Source organism: Streptomyces sp. NBC_01450 (assembly GCF_036227505.1).
GTDB lineage: Bacteria > Actinomycetota > Actinomycetes > Streptomycetales > Streptomycetaceae > Streptomyces.
In genome coordinates this window covers 203,559-222,630 of sequence record NZ_CP109480.1, presented here as the reverse complement: position 1 = coordinate 222,630, position 19,072 = coordinate 203,559, and the positions used below count along the sequence as shown (strand labels likewise).

Below are 19,072 nucleotides of genomic sequence, written 5' to 3'. Positions count from 1 at the left end.
GAGTGGGTTCGTGGGCGGGGTGAGGACCGTGCCGTCGGGGCGGCCGGGCGGTAGGGAGAGCGTGTGGTGAGGGAGCGGATCGACTACCGGGGGCTGTTCGCCGCCACGCCCAGCCCGTATCTGGTGCTGGGCCGCGACCTGGTGATCGTGGATGTCAACCGGGCCTACCTCGTGGCGACCAACCGCACGCGGGCGGAACTGGTCGGGCGGTATCTGTTCGACGCCTTCCCCGACAATCCCGCGGACCCGGGTGCCGACGGGGTGCGCAACCTCAATGCCTCCCTGCACTGGGTGCTGCGTTCGAAGGAACCGGACACGATGGCGGTGCAGAAGTACGACATCCCCGTCACCGGCCGTCCGGGCGTGTTCGAGGAGCGGTGGTGGTCGCCGATCAACACCCCGGTGCTGGGGGCGGACGGGCAGGTGGAGTGGATCATCCACCGGGTGGAGGACGTGACCGAGTTCGTCCTCTCCCGCTCCCTGCGCGCGCCGAGGATCAGCGTGCTGGGCGAGCGGGAGGCGATGGAGGCCGAGCTGTATGCGCGGGCGCGTGAACTGCAGCAGCTGAACGAGGAGCTGCGCAAGGCGCACGCCCGGGAACGCCAGGTCGCCGTCACCCTGCAGGAGGCCATGCTGCGCTCGCCCGACCTGGCGGGCCACCAGGACATCGCGGTGCGTTACATGCCCGCCGCCGGGTCCCTGAACGTGTGCGGCGACTGGTACGACGTGGTCGATCTGCCCGACGGCTTCGCCGTGGCCGTCGGTGACGTCGTCGGGCACGGCCTGGAGGCCGCCGCGGCGATGGGCATGCTCCGCAGCGCCCTGTCCGCGGCGGTCCGCGCCCTGCGCGAGCCGGCCAGAGCGCTGGAGGTACTGGGCCTGTATGCCCGCTCGGTGGAGGGGGCGCTGGCCACCACCGCGGCCCTGGCCGTCATCGACAACCGGGGCCACCGCATCCGCTACAGCAGTGCCGGCCATCTCCCGCCCGTTCTGGTGCACCCCGACGGCTCCTTCGGCCTGCTCGACCAGGCCACCGACCCCCCGCTGGGAGCCCGCCCCCGCCACATGCCCCGTCCCCAGGCCGCGCTGCCCTACACCCCGGGAGACACCCTCGTGCTCTACACCGACGGGCTTGTCGAACGCCGGGGGGAGGACATCGACACCGGCCTGCGCCGGCTCACCGACGCCCTCGCCCGCCACACCCGTCTTGCTCCCGAACGCCTGGCTGACATGCTGCTCGCCCGCCTCGGTGTCAGCAGCGGCGGACGGGACGACGTCGCCCTGGTCGTCGTACGGCTTTGACGTGTTCTCCCCGCCGAACTCACCGGCACCGGCACCGGGGGCGGCACCGGCACCGGCACCGGGGGCGGCACCGGCACCGGCACCGGGGGCGGCACCGGCTCCGGCACCGGGGGCGGGGGCGGGGGCGGGGGCGGTCGTTTTCCGGGGTCGGTCGGCCGGGCGGGCGGTCAGCCGGGGGAGAGGGACTGTTCGGCCCAGACGGTCTTGCCGGTGAGGGCGTGGCGGGTGCCCCAGCGCCGGGCGAGCTGGCCGACCAGCAGCAGGCCCCGGCCGCCTTCGTCGAAGGTACGGGCGCGCCGCATGTGCGGGGCGGTGCTGCTGGAGTCGAAGACCTCGCAGGTCAGGGTGGATTCCTCATGGATCAGCCGCAGCTGGATGGGCGGCCGGCCGTAGCGGATGGCGTTGGTGACCAGTTCGCTGACCGTCAGTTCGGTGATGAAGGCGGCGTCGTCCAGTCCCCAGGCGGTCAGCTGGTCGGTGGCGTGCCGGCGCGCCCGGGCGACGATGGCCGGGTCGAAGGCCAGGTCCCAGGCGGCGACCCGGTCGGCGTGCAGGGCCCGGGTGCGGGCGACGAGCAGGGCGATGTCGTCGTCGGGGCGGTGGGTGAGCATGGCGGTGAGGACCCTGTCGCAGACCGTGTCGAGGGTCCGCGCGGGGCGGGCGAGCGCGGCGAACATCTTGTCCAGCGCCTCGTCGATGTCGTGGTCGCGGGCGGCGAGCAGACCGTCGGTGTAGAGGGCCAGGAGGCTGCCCTCGGGCAGGTCGGTCTCGAAGGTCTCGAACGGCAGGCCGCCCAGGCCCAGCGGCGGGCCGGCCGGGACGTCGAGGAAGCGGACGGCGCCGTCCGGGGTGACCGCGGCGGGCGGCGGGTGGCCGGCCCGGGCGAAGGCGCAGCGGCGGGAGACCGGGTCGTAGACCGCGTACAGACAGGTGGTGCCGATGCCTCCGGCGCTCTCGGCGGCGCCGTCCGTGCCGGCCTCGTCGGCGGACAGGTGCAGGACGAGGTCGTCGAGGTGGGTGAGCAGCTCGTCGGGCGGCAGGTCGACGTCGGCCAGGGTGCGCACCGCGGTGCGCAGCCGGCCCATGGTGGCGGAGGCGCGGATGCCGTGGCCGACCACGTCGCCCACGACGAGGGCCACCCGCGCGCCGGACAGCGGGATGACGTCGAACCAGTCGCCGCCCACGCCGGCCCGGGTGCCGGCGGGCAGGTAGCGGGTGGCGATGTCCAGGGCTTGCTGGTCGGGCAGCGTCTGCGGGAGCAGACTGCGCTGCAGGGTCATGGTGCTGGTGTGCTCCCGGCTGTCGCGGCGGGCGGTGTGGATGCCGACGGCCGCCTTGGCGGTGAGTTCCTCGGCCAGCCACAGGTCGTCCGCCTCGAAGGGCTCCGGGCGCCGGCTGCGGCCGAAGAGGGCCACGCCGAGCGTGGCGCCGTGGGCCCGCATCGGCACCACCATCACCGAGTGCGTTCCGTTGCCCAGGAGCCGGGCGGCCCCCGGGTCCTGCCGCGCCCACCGGACGAGGCCGGGGTCGGTGGCGTCGTACAGGGCGCCGTGGCCCTGGGCCAGGCAGCGGGCCACCGGTGACAGGGCCGGGTAGAGGGTTTTCCCGCCCGCCGCGGGGGCGGGGCGGTCCTCGAGGACCGAGCGCACCGCGGCGCGGGTCATGGACAGGGGCCTGGCCGGGGCGGCGGGGGAGGGCTCGCCGCCGTGCCGGGGGGCGTCCAGCAGGTCGACGGCGGCGAAGTCCGCGAGCCGGGGGACGGCGATGTCGGCGAGTTCCTGCGCGGTGCGCCCGCTGTCCGCGGTGGTGCCGATGCGGGCCGAGGCCTCGCTCAGCAGGAGCATCCGCTGCCGGGCGAGGTGCTCCTGGCGCCGCGGGTGCGCCGCCAGGCACACCGCGCGCACCCGGCCGGCGGGGTCCTTCAGCGGGACGAGGGAGGTCGACCAGCCGTGTTCCGCCCCGGTGCCCGCGGGGCCGGCGCCGGGGCGCAGGTGCTGCGGGCCGGCGCCCTCCAGCACCCGGCGCATCTTCGCCTCGGCCTCGTCGCTCACGGGATGCGGCGCGATCTCCGGCAGCCGCAGCCCGCGCATCTGGTCCTCGGTGAGGGACAGCGCCTGCTCCATACCGGCATTGGCCCGCACCAGCCGCAGGTCCGCGTCGAAGACGGCCAGGACGCAGGGCGCCTGACGGAACACCCATTCCCCCAGCTGACCGCTCCCGGGCGGCCCGCCCCCGTACGCCTCGCCCCCGTACGCCTCGCCCCCGTACGCCTCGCTCCCGGACGTCCCGCCCCCGGCTGCTGGTGCGCCAGGCGCTGTTCCTTCGGGTGTCCTTCCTCCGGGCGTAGGGGCAGACGCCTGCCCCTCGGGTGCGGCGCTCACGGCGGACACCACGAGCCACTCGGTGCCGGGGCCGTCCTTCGTACGGCGGTGCGCCAGCAGTTCTTGCCGGAGCCGGCGTCCGTCGCGGTGCCGCAGTGCCACGGTGCCGCTCCACCGCTCCTGTCCGGCCGCGTCCCGCAGCGCCGCCGCGCCGGTGCCGACGCCGGCACCGGCGGCGAGCAGGCGGGCGGCGGGCTGTCCCAGGATCTCCGAGGGCAGATAGCCCAGCAGCTGCCGGGCGCCTTCGCTCCACCCCGTCACGATGCCCCGCGCGTCGACGGTCGCCGTGGCCGTGGCCGTGGCGGTGGCCGTGCGGGCCGGACCGGGGGAGGCGTCCGACTCGTGTGGCCGCTCACCAGGATGGGTGGGAAGTCGCTCCATCGCCGCTCATCTCGTCCTTCGGGAACCTGCACGGCCGGGGCTCTCCTGACAAGCATGATCCCGGGGACCGTGGAGCACCAGCCCGGCGCTGCCGCCGGGGCGCGGCCCGCCGGTCCGTCCGTGACCGCGCCGCGGCAAACCCGCGAGGGTCCCGCTGTGACAGGCCTGTGACAGGCGGCGGACAGCGTCATGAAGTCCCCCGGCCAGCCTTTATGTAAAGCGGACAAAACGCCTTATTCGGTCATATGTCCCCTGCTTTCAAGGGTGTGAGCGGTGACGACCGAGCCGACACGTCGGAGGAAATCCCATGAGCCTCACACTCGCCACGCCGCACGCCGAAGCCCCCGTCCCGGCCCTGGCCCCGCGCGAGCAGGAGACGCTGCGGCATATCGCCGCAGGGCGCACCTACCTGCAGACGGCCCGCCACATGGGGCTCTCCAAGCACACCGTCGACGCCTATCTCCGCCGTATCCGGGCCAAGCTCAACATCAACAGCACGGCCGAACTCACCCGGCTGGCCATCTCCCTGGGCCTGTGACCACCACGCCCCCGCGCCCCCGGGGCTGTGACCGCCACGTCCCCCGCGCCGCCGGGACTGCGATGTGACCGCCGCGCCGCGCCGTAGCGCCGCTGCTCACCGGCCCGGGAACACCGGGCCGCAGACGATCGCGGCCAGGACGGCCGGCGGACAGAGCAGGAGACTCACTTCCTCTCCTCCCGGCTCTCGTCCTCAAGACGTATGTGACCTCGCAGGTGACCTCGCGCCACACGATCCCCCCGCCGCGCTTCCCCGGGGGCGGGGACATCAAGGGAGGGCGGGCGGTTGCACGGGGCGGGTCCGGCCGCCGGCAAGCGGCACCGGCCGCCCCGGCCGGCCCGCGGCAACATGGCTGACATACAGTCAGAAATGTGTGCCCGCAGCCGAGTTGACCGAACGGCCCGGCCGTCCGGACCGTGCCGGCCGCCCGGACCGTGTCGGCCGCCCGAGGGGCGGGGGAGGGGCCACGCTCCTATGCTGGTGAGGCAGGAGTTTGCGTGTGGTGTCCACGGCGCGGCTGTGTGACCTGCGGTGCGCCGCGCAGCTGTCCGGCGCTCTCGGCCGCCACGCTCACGGGCTCCGTCCCCGGCTGCTGGGAGTGGGGCCATGACGCACGCGTGCGGACGACTGCGCAGGGGGGCCGTAACGGCCACGGCGGTGGGGATGCTGACGGTGCCGGTCACGGGCCCGGCCGCGTCCGGGGCGCCGGTGTCCGTGCGCACCGCGTCCACCGCCCCGCAGCCGCTCCCGTCCACCGCCCCGCAGCCGCCCTCGCCGGCGGGCGAGGTCCGCACACTCACCCCCGCCGTGACCCGGCAGCTCGATGGGGCCGTGCGGCAGGTCATGCGCGAGGCGAACGTGCCCGGGGTGAGTGTGGGCCTGTGGACACCCGGCCAGGGCACCTACATACGGTCGTTCGGGGTCGCCGACAAGAGCGACGGCCGGCCCATGTCGCCGGATCTGTACACGCGGATCGGCAGCGAGACCAAGACGTTCACCGTGACGGCCCTGCTGAAACTCGTCGATGAGGGCAAGGTGGGCCTGGACGACCCGATCAGCAGGTACGTCGCCGGGGTGCCGGGCGGAGACGGGATCACCCTGCGCGAGCTCGCCGGGATGCGCAGCGGCCTGTTCAACTACACCGAGGACCCGGGCTTCTTCAAGGCCTTCACCTCCGATCCGCAGCGCCCCTTCACCCCGCGGCAGCTGCTCGCCTACGCCTTCAAGCACCCCGTGCTGTTCCCGCCGGGCCAGAAGTTCTCCTACTGCAACACCAACCTCATCCTGCTCGGCCTGGCCGTCGAGAAGGCCGGCGGGAAGCCGGTCCAGGACTACATCCACGACAACGTCCTCGCCCCGGCGGGCCTGCGCCACACCCTCTTCCCGACCGGCGCCGCCTTCCCTCGCCCGCACGCGCAGGGCTACAGCGACCAGACCGCGACCGGGAAGGTCGAGGACACGGCCGGCTGGAACCCGTCCTGGGCCTGGACGGCCGGCGCGATGATCTCCGACCTGGACGACCTGCGCGTGTGGGCGCGCACGGTGGCCACCGGCGTCCTGCCCGACGGCACCACCCTGATCAGCCCGGCCACGCAGAAGCAGCGGCTGACCACACCCCCCACCACGATCCCGGGCGCCGGATACGGCCTGGGCATCTTCGACGTCCAGGGCTGGATCGGGCACAACGGCTCCCTGCCCGGCTACGAATCCCTGACCGTCTACCTCCCCGCGGCGCGGGCGACCCTCGTGGTCCTGCTGAACACCGACATCGACCACAACGGCGCGGAGCCCAGCACCCTCTTCGGCGAGGCGATCACGAAGATCGTCTCCCCGGGCCACGTCTTCAGCCTGCCCGCCCAGCCCGCGGCCCGCTGACCGCCCCCGCGCGAGGCGCAGCCGGCACGCGGGGGACGGGCGCACGCGGTGCGGGTCTGCGGCCGTCGGAACGCGCACCGTACGGGCCTGCGGTCTGCGGTCTGCGGTCAGCGGTCAGTGGTCTGTGGTCTGTGGTCTGTGGTCTGCGGGCTGTGGTCAGTGGCGGGCGGCGGGCCGGGCGGCGCAGGCCGGTGCGGCGGCCGGGGTGCGGCGGCGCAGCGGCAGGCAGACCAGCGCCCCGGCGGCCAGTACGGCCAGCGGCAGGACGGCGGTGGTGTGCAGGGCGGCGGTGAAGGCGGCGGCGTAGGTCTGCCCGGCGGCGAGCCCGGCGGCGAGGCGGCCCTGCAGCAGGGCGCCGACGGCGGCGGCGCCCGCCACGGAGCCGATCTGGCGGACGGTGTTGTTGACGCCGGAGGCGGCGCCGGCGAGATGGGAGGGGATGGTGCGCATCGCCTCGGCGGACATGGGGGCGATGATGCAGCCCACTCCGAGCCCGGTGAGCAGGGTGGCCGGGACGAAGGCGTACCAGGCGGTGGCGGGCGAGGCGGTCAGGGTGATGGCGAGGATGCCGGCGCCGTAGCAGCCGAGCCCGGTGAGCAGGAGGTACCTGCCGCCGATGCGGTCAGCCAGGCGGCCGGCGAAGGGGCCGACCGTCATGGACACCAGGGACGAGGGGGCGAGCACCAGGCCGGCCTTGACGGCGCTGAGGTGCAGCACGGACTGCAGATAGAGGTTGAAGGGCAGGACCAGGCCGAGCATGGCGACGGAGACGAGACCGACCAGGGCGGTCATCGCGGTGAAATTGCGGTCACGCAGCAGCGCGAAGGGGATGAGCGGTTCGCGGTCCTGGCGGCGGCGCTGGTGCAGCACGAAGGCGGCGCCCAGCGCGCTCCCGGCGGCGAGCAGCGCCCGGATGCCCGCGCCCCACCGGTAGTTCTCGCCCTCCTGCAGGCCGAAGGCGAGGCAGAACAGGGCGGCGGCGGACAGCAGGAGGCCGGTCAGGTCGAACCGGTGCGCGCGGGCGGGCCGGATGTCGGGGACCACCAGGAAGGTCAAGACGAGCGCGGCCGCCCCGACCGGCACGTTGACCAGGAAGATCCAGCGCCAGTTCGCGGCAAAGACCAGGAAACCGCCCAGGGTGGGCCCGCAGAGGGTGGCCAGCCCGGCGACCATGCCCCACACGCCCATGGCCCTGCCGCGCCGTTCGGCGGGGAAGACGGCGACGACGAGAGTCGTCGTCTGCGGGGTGAGCAGGGCCGCGCCCAGGCCCTGGACGGCCCGGGCGGCGATGAGGGCGCTCGCGGTGGGGGCGAGCCCGCAGGCGACGCTGGCGAGGGTGAAGACCGCGAGCCCGGCCGCGAACAGGGTCCGCGGCCCGTGCAGGTCGCCGAGCCGGCTCGCCGTGATGATCAGGACCGAGAGGGCCAGGGCGTAACCGCTGACCACCCAGAGCGTCCGGTCGAGCGAGGCGTCCAGGCTGCTCATCATGTCCGGGACCGCGATGTTCACGATCGTCAGGTCCAGCAGGGTCATGAAGAACCCGAGCGAGAGGGTCACCAGGACGGCCCACGGGTTTGCTCGCCACGTCCGCACGGTCGGTGCTCCTTCTTCTCCGCCCCGGCGGTGCCCGGGGGCCTGCCAGGACAGTAACCCATCTATTTAGATGCATCAAGATAGATGCATCTCTCTTGATGTAATCTGGGGTCATGAACGGAGTCGACCTGTTCCTCCTCGGCCGCACCCTGATGAAAATCGGCGAAACCGCGATGCCGGAACCCGAAGGCGGCGCCGCCCGTCACGGCGGCAGCACCCGGTCCGTCCTCATCGTCGCCAGCGACCTCGCCACCCACCCCGACAGCGCCGTCGGTGAGATCGCCGCCCGCACCGGCCTGCCCCAGAGCCAGGTCTCCACCGCCGTCGCCCGCCTCAAAGAAGCGGGCGCCGTCATCACCGCCCCGGACCCCGCCGACCGGCGCCGCCTCCTCGTCCGCCAGGCCCCCCACCTCTCCGGCCGCGTCGCCGAAGTCCGGGCCACCACCATCGACGACGCCCTCGCCGCCGCCCTCGGCGACAGCACCCCCGAGCAGCTCGCAGAAGTCACCGCCGCCCTCGGCGTGCTGGCCCGCCACCTCTCCCCGCAGACCCCCGCCCGCCCCCGCCCCTGAACCCCCGGGCGTGCCGTCGCAGCCCCCGCTGCAGCCGCTCCGCAGGCCCATGAGGGCGACAACTCGCTAGCCTGGACACCAGGGGGCGGCTCGGGCGAAGCCCAAGGAGGCTGACGTGGCTCAAGCGACTCCTGAGGCCGGAGCGAAGAACACGGCACACACCGGCCCCGGCAGCTTTTTCGGCACCGGCGCCCACCGCTACCTGCCGATCGCCGAACACGGCCTGATCGGCGACCTGCGCAGCGCCGCCCTCGTCGGCACGAACGGCACCATCGACTGGTACTGCTGCTCCCGCTTCGACGCACCCAGCGTCTTCGCCTCGATCCTCGACGCCGAACGGGGCGGCTGTTTCGAACTCGCCCCCGACGTCCCCACCCGCACCAAACAGTTCTACTTCCCCGACACCAACGTCCTGATCACCCGCTTCTTCGCGGACGACGGAGTCGGCGAGATCCAGGACTTCATGCCCGTCGTCGACGACTCACGCGAGGCCGACCGCCACCGCCTCATCCGCCGCGTGGTGTGCGTGCGCGGAGCACTCCCGTTCCGCACCCTCGTCGCCCCCCGCTTCGAATACGGCACCGCACCCCACACCGTGCACGCCGAGGACGGCCAGGCCGTCTTCGCCTCCGCCTCGCTGCGCCTGGCCCTGACCTCCACCGTGCCCATCGAGGTCGCCGGCCCGGACGTGTGGGCCCTGTTCAAACTGCACGAGGGCGAGACGGCCGTCTTCACCATCGACCAGATCGGCGGTGACGTGGCACCCCGCTTCTGCGCCGTCGCCGAGGCGGAAAGAGAATTCAACGCGACCGTGCGCTACTGGCGCCGCTGGCTGTCCCAGTCCCGCTACCGCGGCCGCTGGCGGGAAATGGTCCACCGCTCCGCCCTCACCCTGAAACTCCTCACCTACGCCCCCACCGGCGCCATCATCGCCGCGCCGACCACCAGCCTGCCCGAACAGATCGGCGGCGAACGCAACTGGGACTACCGCTACGTGTGGATCCGCGACGCCGCGTTCTGCGTGTACGCGCTGCTCAGGCTCGGCTTCACCGACGAGGCCGAGGCCTTCATGGGCTTCCTCTCGGAACATGTGCAGTGCACCGGGTCCGGGCCGCCCGGGCCCACCGGCCCCCTGCAGATCATGTACGGCATCGACGGATGCCGTGACCTGCCCGAACGCGAACTGCCCCACCTCGAGGGCTACCGCGGCTCAGCCCCCGTACGCATCGGCAACGCGGCCGTCGACCAGCTCCAGCTCGACATCTACGGGGCACTCGTCGACTCCCTCTACCTCTACGACAAGTGGGGCAAGCCCATCTCCAGCGCCCACTGGGACAACATCAGCGCACTCGTCGACTGGGTGTGCACCCACTGGGACCAGCCCGACGAGGGAGTCTGGGAGACCCGCGGCGGCCGCAAGACCTTCCTCTACTCCCGCCTCATGTGCTGGGTGGCGATCGAACGCGCCATGCGGCTGGCCCGGCACCGCGGCCTGCCCGCCGACATGGTCCGCTGGGGCGCCGCCCGCGACACGATCTACCGGCGGATCATGAGCCACGGCTGGTCCGCCGAACGCCGCGCCTTCACCCAGTACGAGGACAGCGACATCCTCGACGCCTCCCTGCTGATGATGCCGCTGGCCAAGTTCATCTCCCCGACCGACCCCAAATGGCTCGCCACCCTCGACGCCCTCGGCGAGGACCTGGTGTCCGACTCCCTGGTCTACCGCTACGACCCCCAGGCCAGCCCCGACGGCCTCCAGGGCGAGGAAGGCACCTTCTCGATCTGCTCCTTCTGGTACGTCGAGGCACTCACCCGCGCGGGCCGCCTGGACGAGGCCCGCCTCGCCTTCGAGAAGATGCTCACCTACGCCAACCACCTCGGCCTCTACGCCGAGGAGATCGGCCACACCGGCGAACAGCGCGGAAACTTCCCCCAGGCCTTCACCCACCTCGCCCTGATCAGCGCCGCCTTCAACCTCGACCGCATGCTCGGCTAGGCGCGAGCGAACCAGTCACCAGGGCGCATGCCTCATAAATCCTCCTCGCCGCGCACACGCCGGCCGCCCCTTGTCATCCGGGTCATCCGGGTCATCCGAACTGGCCGGGCTGGTAGTCACCGGCGGGCTGCCGCACGATGACGTTCAGCCGGTTGAAGGCGTTGATGAGGGCGATGACCGACACCAGCGCGGCGAGCTGCTCCTCGTCGTAGTACTTGGCGGCGTTCGCCCAGGCCTCGTCCGTGACCCCGCCGGCCGCATCCGCGATGCGGGTGCCCTGTTCGGTCAGCTCCAGGGCCGCGCGCTCGGCGTCGGTGAAGACCGTGGCCTCCCGCCAGGCCGCGACCAGGTTGAGGCGCACCGAGGTCTCCCCGGCGTGCGCGGCGTCCTTGGTGTGCATGTCGGTGCAGAAACCGCAGCCGTTGATCTGACTGGCGCGGAGCCTCACCAGCTCCTGCGTCGCGGCCGGCAGCGCCGAGTCCGCCGTCACCCTGCCCGCCGAGACGAGGTGCCGCAAGGACTTGGTGACGAGCGGGCTGCCGAGAAGGTCCAGTCGGGCTTCCATGAGTGCACTCCTTGCCGTTGTGTGCGGATACACCTCCATGACGGGGCCGGCCCGGCAGGATGTGACATCGAGGACTGTGACGCGCGTCTCCCCGCCGCACTCACCCCGCGGCAAAGCCCCACGACGACGTGCCCCGCCCCCGCCCCCGCGCACCTGCCGGGCCGCCGCGAGCAGCACCACCCGCCCCCAGCGCACCGCCCCGGCCGCGCCGCGACACCGCACCCGGCTGTGACGCAGCTCCTGTCGCCCCCGCGGAAGGCCGCCGTACCGTTGTCCGCCACGCCCATCCCCGCCCGGGCGCGCAGTGCCCGCGACCGGATCACCCCCACCGGCACACCCAGGACAGGCGGGCACACGCACAGGACGGTCCACCATGCCCGCTGATCTCTCGCCCGTCATCACGGCCTCCACGCGCTGGCTGCTGTCGGCCTTCCCCCCGGCCGCCGGCCCGCTGAACCAGGCCCTGGCCGAAGCGCAGGCAGCGCACGCGGCCACCATCGCCGCCGCTCTGCGCTACCCCACCGCGCTGGACGCCGAACTGCTGGACCTGCTCGGCCCCGGAGGCTCGGGCCGGCTGGACTTCGTCACCGGCGCCGACGCACCCCCGCTGACCGACGCCACCCACACCTGGCGCACCCAGGTCGACGAGACCGTCGTCAGCTGGGCGGCCTGCCTGCTGGCCGACGCCGACCTCGCCGCCCTGGCCGCCGCCTGCCTGGCCGCCACCCACCACGGCCCCGACAGCGTGGGCGACGCACGCCGGCTGACCATCCCCAGCCCGCGCGACCACCGCGCGGCCCCCCTGCTGCGCCACCCGGACTTCCTCGGCCCGATCGCGGGCCTCCACCGCGAGACCCTCCTCGGCCTCCTCGGCGCCGCCCCGGCCGTCAGCGCCCCCGAACCCGGGTGAGTCCCGGGCGAACGCCGATCCCCTACGGCGCCAGAGCGCCGATCCCGTACGGCTTCAGAGCGCCGCCCCCGGTCCGGCCGCCGCGGCCCGTGGTGCTCAGGGCGCCTTGAAGAGAGCCGGGAAACGCGGAGCGAGCCAGGGCTTGCGCCCCCCGACCAGGATGCGGCCCTGAGCGAGGGCGCCCCACTGGCCACGGCGCCCGAGCGCCATCAGGAGAAAAGTGACCGGCTCGATGAGGATGGTGCAGTCCGCACGTTCCGGCAGCCGCTCATCGACCGACACCGCACCCCCGGCCACCCGCACACCGAACCGGCCGCCACCCCACAGGCGGATCGCATAGCAGGCGCTCAGCCCGGCCGTGCGGGCCGTGTCGGTCACCCGTGGCATCACCGTCGTCAAGAACGGCAGCGTCAGCCGCACCCGCCCGCGGTCGATCATGTGCGCACGCCCCAGCGCACGGGCGAGGTCGTAACCGTGTCCCAGCATGTGCGTGAGCAGATACGACCCCAGCACATCCGGTCCCATCGGACCCAGCGGAGTGACCACCGTCCCCTCCGCGCCCCGCTCCTCCAGCGCCCTCAGACACGCACCGGCCTGCTCCACGATCATCCCGGCCAGCGGCTCGGCCCCCCGCTCACCGAACGCGGCGAGCCCCTGCTCGTTGGCCGCGGCAAGACTCTGCGGCGTGCCGTCCCCGTACCCGCGCGCACGGCCCGCCGCGATGTCCGCCATCAGCTCGTTGGCCAGCGCCAGATGCGCCGCCGCCTCCCCGACGCTCCACTGCGAGTCCGGCACCCGAAGTTCCATGCCGGCGCCCGCGCGCAGCAGCGCGGCGATCTCCTCGGCCGTATCCCGTATCGCCACGCCGAGACCCTCGGGCACCGCGCCCCGCACGCCAAGCCCCGCCACTGATTCCACGCCGCCCATCCTCACTTCCGTCCCCGTGCCCGGGTCCGCCCGCAGCCGCCGGGCGAACACGCGTCACGGATCACCCGGCGTACAGAAGACCAGGTGACCAAGGCAGCGACAAGCCCCTGGACCACGAGGCCGGACGCGGCCCCGCCCGCAGCACCGGCTGCGCCGGCCCAGCACCTTCGTCCTCACCCGCTCCGCCCACCCGCTCCGCCACCAAGCCGGTTCGCCCCGTCGGTTCGCCAAGTCCGCCCGGCCCAGGCCGCGTTGAGGGGACACCGCAGGCGGATGGCATAGTGCCCCGCATGCCGATACGGACCGCACGCCCGCAGAAGGGCAGAGGGCAAGGAGCCCTCGTCGCACTCCTTGTCACACTTCTGCTCACGGCCGCCGCGCCCGCCCTCGCCGACGAGTCCGACGGGTCCGGCAGATCCGGCGGGTCCGGCGCGGTCGAGCTGCGGTTCGAGGCTCCCAAGACGTTCGTCATGTACAACGCCGACGTGGGCGCGAAGGCCACGAACAGCGGGTTCGTCCTGCCGGTCGCCGTCGTGCCCGGGAACACCGAACCGGCCCGGAACATCAAGGTCGTGGTGGACGCGTCGGGGCTGGCGGGGGTGGCCCGTGTGGAGAAGGGCAGCGGCAACAACTGCACCGGCGGGGGCCGGGTGTGGACGTGCCGGTACGGCACCCTGCGCAACGACGGGGAGAGCATGCCGCCCTTCACCCTCCGCGGCGTGGACGGGGCGAAGCCGGGCGACAGCGGGACCATCACGTACACCGCGAGCGCGGACAACGCGCCCTCCGTCACCGGCACCACCCGCATGACCGTCGGGGGGCCCACGCTGTACGGGCCCGAGGAGCCGGGGAAGATGACCGGGGTAAAGCCGGGGAAGCCCGCGTCGCTGACACCGAGGTTCTCCAACCCCAGCCGGTTCTCCACGCGGCGCGGCATCGCCCTGCGGATCACCGCGCAGGGCGGCCTGGTGCTGACGGCTCGCCCCCGCAACTGCTCCTACAACCCGGCGTTCACCGACGCCTGGTGCACGTTCCCGGCGAAGGCCGCCCCGCGCACCGCGTACCGCACGAGCTCGCCCTTCACCTTCACCTCCGCCCCCGAGGAACTGACCGGCACGCTGGAGTACTCCTGGTCGTCCGACCCGCAGCGGCCCGCCGAGCTCACCATGCGCGGTACGGGCGCCCCGCTCACGCTGACCAGGACGCCCGAAGGGGCCGTCCACGACGGCACCGGCGCGGTCACCGCCGTGGAGACCACCGTGCAGGCCGACTACGCGGCGGCCGCCGGGACCGTGCGGGGCCGGGTCGGCGACACGGTGGGCGTGACGCTCGGGGTGCGCGGCCTGGGCCCCGGCAGGCCGACGGAGGAGAGGGGCCGCTTCGAGGTGGTCCCGCCGGAGGGCACCACGGTCACCTCCATCCCCTACACCTTCGAGGACATGGACGGGAAGTGGGCGTGCGCGCGGCCCGAGAAGCCGGGCGGGGCCTTCGTCTGCGATCTCAACAGCGACGTGTTGTGGCCGGGGGCCGACGGGACGACCAGCGTGGGCTTCCGCTTCCGTATCGACCGGCAGGTGCCCGGCGCCCACGGCACCATCCGCACGTACAACCCCTACGACCGCACGCCCGGCAACGACACCGCCCGCATCCCGCTGGAGGCGTCACCGGCTCCGCCGTACCGGGCGGTCGCGCGGCCCGCGGTGCTGATCCCGGCGGTGCTGGCCGCCGTGGCGGCCGCGGCCGCAGGGGTGGCGTACCGCCGTCGCCGCCGGGCCGTGTCCTGAAACCGGTACCGGTACCGGTGATGCTGCTGCCGCTGACGGTCGGCGTCGCGCCGTGTCACTGCAGGATGTTGACGGCCCGGGCGACCACCAGCACCACCGTCACCAACGAGACCGAGGACTGCAGCATCATCAGCATCTTGGCCCAGCGCGACAGCGGCATCACATCGGTCGGGCTGAAGGCGGTGGAGTTGGTGAACGACAGATACAGGTAGTCCAGGAACGCCGGCTCCCAGTCCGGCGGCGCGGTCTGCGGGCTCTGCATCTGCACGAAGAGGAAGTCGGCGTACTGAACCTGGCCGCGGACCCGCGCCATCGGCCCGCCGCGGTCCCACTCCCAGTACCACAGGGCGAACACGATGACGTTCGTCAGCCAGATACCGCCGCCGGTCAGCAGCAGCGGCCCGGCCTCCGTCCCCTCGGTGCCGTTCACCAGACCCGTCACCAGCCGGACCGCCGACCAGCCGTTGGCCACACTGATCGCACCGGTCAGAGCCAGCCCCCACCCCCGCAGCCACCGGGTGCTCGGTTCGACCCGCCGGGGATTCGCCGCGATCAGGCCGGCCAGCAGCACCAACTCCAGGACCGGCAGAGCCCAGTACGGCTGGAAGGCGAGCCGGTGCGGCAGCATCCACTGCAGAGCGACCGCCACCAGGATCACCGCGGTCACCGCCCAGCGCGGCTCACCCTGCGTCGCCCGCCGCCACGCGGGCGCCACCTCACGCTCACCGCTCTCCAGCAGCCGCTCGATCCTCGCCAGGCGGCTCTCGGCATCACCCGTACCCTCACTCATGGCGACGATTGTCCTCGGCGCAGCCACCCCTTCGAACAGGCCCCGACACACCATCCGCTGCCCTCAGACGAGGAGGCCGGGCGGGAAGCCGGTCCAGCGAAGTTCTGTGGGGAGGCGCCCCAGGGTCGCTGTATGAAGAGCACGGAAGCGGGCCGGCCGGGTGCGCAGCGGATGACGGTGAGCGCGGCGTCGGCGTGGTTGAGGCCCGTCCAGCGCCACTTCGGGGCGTCGAGGGCGTGAGCAGGCTTGCCGGCGGCCGTTGTCCGTCAGGCTGCTTTCGTCCGGGGAAGCCTCACCGTGCCGCGTGAGGCAGAGGCAGCGGGCAGCTGTTCCAGTCATGGGGCGTGATCCTCTGTCAGCGCTCATGATCCTTGCGAACGTCTGGACGGACGCGGGCCCGCGCCGTGTCGTTCCGCCGCCGACGAACGCCTCGCGCAGAGGCAGCGGCCCAAGGCGCCCTTCCGCTGACGTCTCCTTCAGCGAAGTGCGGGGCTGTCCGCGGGTTCTACCTGGTACGACTTGACGTTGCCCCGGGGGGAAGGGTTTATAGCGGCCCATCGCAGGGGTGAAGGTCCGCTCGGTCATACGGCCAGTGTCGATCGCACGACGCAACCCGGTCTTGAACGAACCGCTTGCGCACCGCCCAGCCGCAGCCCGTCCGCGAAGCACCTGCGGAACACTGAGATCGCCTACCTGCAGGTACGCCGGCACAACGTCGCGCGGTACCTGCTCGCCCGTCTCAACCGCGAAGGCGGCCGGGGCCGACGACGACGGCCAGGCCCTCGACGACGCCTGGATCAACGACGCCTGGATCAACGAAGCCGTCGTGGACCTCGGCTCCCAGCGGGGCCGGTACGCATACGTCACCGCCATCGGCTTCGCGGCCTGACCTGCGGCACGAGTGGATTCTCTTCCCCTGGGCAACGCGCAAGGCGCTGCGGGAGGTGATCCGGGCCGACCCGCCCGCCGCGCACTTCGGTCTGGGAATCGTGGTCGTGGCCAGTGTGATCGTGGGCTATTTCTCAACTCCCGTCGCGGCGGCCCTCATCGCCGGAGCCTTCACCGCACTGTTCATCGCGGCGCTCGCAGTCATGTTCCTTCGAGGTGTCCGGGGTGCGGACGCGTGGCGCCGGGAGGGATCTTCCGGCAGTCCGACGGTGCCGGCGCAGGGCCTGGGTCTGGGTCTGGGTCTGGACGGTGTGGCTGGGGTGGGGGAGGGCCGGGGCACGGTGGTGTGTGCCGGTCCGGGCCGTCTGGGCGCGGGCCGGCACACACGGGTCGGTCGATCCCGTCAGCGGCCGTGGCCGCCGTTGCTGCTGCTGCGGCTGTCGTCACCGGGGCTGACGATCGTCCAGGGGCGCATCAGGTCGTCGTCTTCGTGTTCGAGGAGGTGGCAGTGGTGGATGTACGTCGCCGGGAGCGTGGCGCCGCTGTGGGGAATCGACGCGATCTCATCCGTCGGCGGGACGAATTCCTCGATGATGATTCTGGTGACCATCTGCGCGGGCGCCTTGACCGTGTCCTTGCGGGACAGCACTTCGTCCGGGTCCGGCGGAATCGGCGGGCCGGTGAAGTAGTTGGCCAGCACCGGGTGGTCCTGCGGTTTGCGGCCACCGGAAATCCACTTTTCGTAATCCGTCTGGTAGGCGGCCGCGTCGATCGGCTGCCTGTTCAGCACCTGGAAGTTGACGAGGTGGACATGCATCGGGTGGGCGTCGTGGTTGGGGTTGATGTACTCCCAGATCTCGGTCGAGCCCTCCTTGATGAAGTCCTGGGACGGCTCCATGTAGGGCACCGCGTTGAACGTCATCGTCCTGAAGAGCTGGTGCTGGTACACGACCCATTCCCGTCGGCGGGTCTGCGGTTTCACCTCGATGGGTGCGACCGCCGGCAGGCTGAGTTTCTCGGGCGGCGTGCTCTTGTCCCCGCCTCCGGACAGTCGCTTGGCGACCCGGAATTGCATGATTTCTGCGATTTCCGGTCCGCAGCCGGGGATGCCGGGGAAGTGGACCTGCGTCCCCGGGTAGTTCGTCAGTGTGACGTTCGTGCCCGCCACCTGACTGAAGTCGACGATCAGGTCGTACCGCTCGGCCGGACTGATCAGGAAGTCCAGCATGCGCAGCGGAGCGCGGAGGCCGCCGTCTGTGCCGATCAGCCAGAACGGCAGCTGGGGCTGAAGAAGCACGTCTCTGGGAACGTCGAACCTCAGCCGCCAGAAACGCTCGTTCGAAGCGTTGAGAATGCGCAGCCGGTAGCGTCGCGGCTCGACGGCCAGGAAAGGGTATGCCTTCCCGTTGACGACCGGGGTGTCCTCGCCTTCCCTGTCGACCATGGTGTAGGCGAGCGAGCCGTTCTTGTGGAAGGTTCGGTCCTGCAGGATGAGGGGGACCTCGAATTCGCCTTGCGGCAGCCCGAGCCGCTCGTCGGCGGGGTCATGAATGAGGTAGAGGCCGGCAAGGCCCGCATGGACGTTGAGAGCGCTCATCCCCATGGCGTGATCGTGGTACCAGAGCATGCACGAATGGTCGTGGTTGGTGTAGCCGTAGATCGCTTCGTTGGGTTTGGCCCGGCTCGGGTCCAGGGTGGTGTAGCCCTCGGCGTGGAAGCCCTTCGGGCTGAACGACTGCTCCGGCAGGCCGTCGGACTGTGGTGCTGTGTAACCGCCGTGCTGGTGTACGACGTTCCACACGTTGATGTCATCGGGGAACTGGTGTTCAGCCTTGTAGGGAGGCGGAGGGACCGGGGCGACGAGGGGGTTCCCGTCGCGGATCATGTCGATCACGGACTGGTAGATGTGGGTGGTCGGCAGCTCGTTGCGCCACTTGACGACCGTCGGATGGTCCCTGGTCACGCTGAGGGTCGGCCCGAGATAGCCCATGCCGATCGGCTTGTGACGACGGCGCGGGTCCGTGGCCCAGTAACCCCATACGGGTGACGGTCTGAGATCCCGGTGGAAGCGCCACCAGCCCTGCCGCATCGTGAGCTCGTAGTAGTCGGCGCCCGGGTAGACGGAAGGATCCGGGATGGCTGTCTTCGGCCGGGGCAGCGGGTCGACGAACTTCTTCAGCCGGGGGGTGTTCGGCGTCCCCGCGGGGTCCTCACACCCTGCCGGCGGGTGAGCCGGCGCCGCATACACCGGCGTTCCCGGACCGCCCTGTGGAAGCATGGCCGCAGCGCCCAGGCCGCCGGCCATGAGGAATTTTCTTCGCTCGATCATCGTTTCCAGCCTTCCCTCGCCTCGCGTAACGCTCAAGGGATACAAGGCTGGTTCGGCGCGATGCCGGGCAGCGCGCCGGTCCGGTCCGGGAACGCCACTCTTTGAGTCGATCCCGGCAGTAATTCGGCAGACATCGGAATTGGAATCGAATTATTATTCCCAGTCTGAATACATGCAGAATAGGCCGGTGATCTGCTGAGCGTTATTCTGGCGTGTCACATTCTGCTGGGCGGCGGAC

The 19,072-nt window shown here is 72.1% G+C and carries 14 protein-coding genes and 1 pseudogene; 8 read left to right on the top strand and 7 right to left on the bottom strand.

Features of this window, described 5'->3' with window-relative positions:
* The first annotated feature begins 66 nt into the window (after positions 1–66).
* Positions 67–1,302 (top strand): PP2C family protein-serine/threonine phosphatase, encoded by a 1,236-nt coding sequence (locus OG568_RS01035; protein ID WP_266578643.1) that lies wholly within the window; start codon positions 67–69, stop codon positions 1,300–1,302.
* A gap of 167 nt (positions 1,303–1,469) precedes the next feature.
* Here the strand turns inward: OG568_RS01035 and OG568_RS01030 are convergent, their stop codons facing one another.
* Complete coding sequence (locus OG568_RS01030; RefSeq protein WP_329529851.1) at positions 1,470–4,064, bottom strand: SpoIIE family protein phosphatase; 2,595 nt, start codon at positions 4,062–4,064, stop codon at positions 1,470–1,472.
* 307 nt (positions 4,065–4,371) lie between these two features.
* Between OG568_RS01030 and OG568_RS01025 the strand changes: the two genes are divergently transcribed.
* Together OG568_RS01025 and OG568_RS01020 are read left to right on the top strand one after the other, a co-directional pair.
* The gene (locus OG568_RS01025; RefSeq protein ID WP_060900198.1) at positions 4,372–4,602 is read left to right on the top strand and encodes a response regulator transcription factor; all 231 of its coding nucleotides are present in this window, start codon (positions 4,372–4,374) and stop codon (positions 4,600–4,602) included.
* Between the two features lie 606 nt (positions 4,603–5,208).
* Positions 5,209–6,477: a serine hydrolase domain-containing protein gene (locus OG568_RS01020; protein ID WP_329529850.1), complete on the top strand. Its 1,269-nt coding sequence runs from the start codon at positions 5,209–5,211 to the stop codon at positions 6,475–6,477.
* 156 nt (positions 6,478–6,633) lie between these two features.
* Here the strand turns inward: OG568_RS01020 and OG568_RS01015 are convergent, their stop codons facing one another.
* Entirely contained in the window at positions 6,634–8,070 is a 1,437-nt protein-coding gene (locus tag OG568_RS01015) for a DHA2 family efflux MFS transporter permease subunit (RefSeq protein ID WP_329529849.1), read from the bottom strand.
* A 113-nt stretch (positions 8,071–8,183) separates the two neighbouring features.
* On the opposite strand from OG568_RS01015, the gene OG568_RS01010 reads away from it, so the two are divergent.
* Positions 8,184–8,642: a MarR family winged helix-turn-helix transcriptional regulator gene (locus tag OG568_RS01010; protein ID WP_266658240.1), complete on the top strand. Its 459-nt coding sequence runs from the start codon at positions 8,184–8,186 to the stop codon at positions 8,640–8,642.
* 202 nt (positions 8,643–8,844) lie between these two features.
* The gene (locus tag OG568_RS01005) at positions 8,845–10,641 is read left to right on the top strand and encodes a glycoside hydrolase family 15 protein (protein WP_329536227.1); all 1,797 of its coding nucleotides are present in this window, start codon (positions 8,845–8,847) and stop codon (positions 10,639–10,641) included.
* 91 nt (positions 10,642–10,732) lie between these two features.
* Here the strand turns inward: OG568_RS01005 and OG568_RS01000 are convergent, their stop codons facing one another.
* Positions 10,733–11,206 carry a carboxymuconolactone decarboxylase family protein gene (locus OG568_RS01000; RefSeq protein ID WP_266638909.1) on the bottom strand — a complete coding sequence of 158 codons (474 nt, stop codon included), beginning with the start codon at positions 11,204–11,206 and terminating at the stop codon, positions 10,733–10,735.
* 373 nt (positions 11,207–11,579) lie between these two features.
* Between OG568_RS01000 and OG568_RS00995 the strand changes: the two genes are divergently transcribed.
* Positions 11,580–12,116, top strand: a complete 537-nt coding sequence (locus tag OG568_RS00995) for a hypothetical protein (protein ID WP_266578639.1) — start codon at positions 11,580–11,582, stop codon at positions 12,114–12,116.
* A 96-nt stretch (positions 12,117–12,212) separates the two neighbouring features.
* Here the strand turns inward: OG568_RS00995 and OG568_RS00990 are convergent, their stop codons facing one another.
* Positions 12,213–13,043, bottom strand: coding sequence for a maleylpyruvate isomerase family mycothiol-dependent enzyme (locus OG568_RS00990; RefSeq protein ID WP_329529848.1), 831 nt, complete (start codon positions 13,041–13,043; stop codon positions 12,213–12,215).
* A 290-nt stretch (positions 13,044–13,333) separates the two neighbouring features.
* On the opposite strand from OG568_RS00990, the gene OG568_RS00985 reads away from it, so the two are divergent.
* Complete coding sequence (locus tag OG568_RS00985) at positions 13,334–14,827, top strand: hypothetical protein (RefSeq protein ID WP_329529847.1); 1,494 nt, start codon at positions 13,334–13,336, stop codon at positions 14,825–14,827.
* A 55-nt stretch (positions 14,828–14,882) separates the two neighbouring features.
* On the opposite strand, the gene OG568_RS00980 is transcribed toward OG568_RS00985, so the two are convergent.
* Together OG568_RS00980 and OG568_RS00975 are read right to left on the bottom strand one after the other, a co-directional pair.
* A complete protein-coding gene (locus tag OG568_RS00980; RefSeq protein WP_266578636.1) occupies positions 14,883–15,617 on the bottom strand; it encodes a hypothetical protein in 735 nt (244 codons plus the stop codon).
* Between the two features lie 63 nt (positions 15,618–15,680).
* A pseudogene (locus OG568_RS00975) lies at positions 15,681–15,853 on the bottom strand (histidine phosphatase family protein); the annotation flags it as partial.
* 383 nt (positions 15,854–16,236) lie between these two features.
* On the opposite strand from OG568_RS00975, the gene OG568_RS00970 reads away from it, so the two are divergent.
* Positions 16,237–16,506: a hypothetical protein gene (locus OG568_RS00970; RefSeq protein WP_443077502.1), complete on the top strand. Its 270-nt coding sequence runs from the start codon at positions 16,237–16,239 to the stop codon at positions 16,504–16,506.
* A 402-nt stretch (positions 16,507–16,908) separates the two neighbouring features.
* On the opposite strand, the gene OG568_RS00965 is transcribed toward OG568_RS00970, so the two are convergent.
* Complete coding sequence (locus OG568_RS00965; RefSeq protein WP_329529846.1) at positions 16,909–18,834, bottom strand: multicopper oxidase family protein; 1,926 nt, start codon at positions 18,832–18,834, stop codon at positions 16,909–16,911.
* Positions 18,835–19,072: the final 238 nt, after the last annotated feature.

What these genes read in the sequence shown, in the direction of transcription:
- OG568_RS01010 (WP_266658240.1), top strand. Translation starts at nt 8,184, where the DNA reads ATGAACGGAGTCGACCTGTTCCTCCTCGGCCGCACCCTGATGAAAATC.
- OG568_RS01000 (WP_266638909.1), bottom strand. Translation starts at nt 11,206, where the DNA reads ATGGAAGCCCGACTGGACCTTCTCGGCAGCCCGCTCGTCACCAAGTCC.
- OG568_RS00965 (WP_329529846.1), bottom strand. Translation starts at nt 18,834, where the DNA reads ATGATCGAGCGAAGAAAATTCCTCATGGCCGGCGGCCTGGGCGCTGCG.
- OG568_RS00980 (WP_266578636.1), bottom strand. Translation starts at nt 15,617, where the DNA reads ATGAGTGAGGGTACGGGTGATGCCGAGAGCCGCCTGGCGAGGATCGAG.
- OG568_RS01030 (WP_329529851.1), bottom strand. Translation starts at nt 4,064, where the DNA reads ATGGAGCGACTTCCCACCCATCCTGGTGAGCGGCCACACGAGTCGGAC.
- OG568_RS00985 (WP_329529847.1), top strand. Translation starts at nt 13,334, where the DNA reads ATGCCGATACGGACCGCACGCCCGCAGAAGGGCAGAGGGCAAGGAGCC.
- OG568_RS00990 (WP_329529848.1), bottom strand. Translation starts at nt 13,043, where the DNA reads ATGGGCGGCGTGGAATCAGTGGCGGGGCTTGGCGTGCGGGGCGCGGTG.
- OG568_RS00995 (WP_266578639.1), top strand. Translation starts at nt 11,580, where the DNA reads ATGCCCGCTGATCTCTCGCCCGTCATCACGGCCTCCACGCGCTGGCTG.
- OG568_RS01025 (WP_060900198.1), top strand. Translation starts at nt 4,372, where the DNA reads ATGAGCCTCACACTCGCCACGCCGCACGCCGAAGCCCCCGTCCCGGCC.
- OG568_RS01020 (WP_329529850.1), top strand. Translation starts at nt 5,209, where the DNA reads ATGACGCACGCGTGCGGACGACTGCGCAGGGGGGCCGTAACGGCCACG.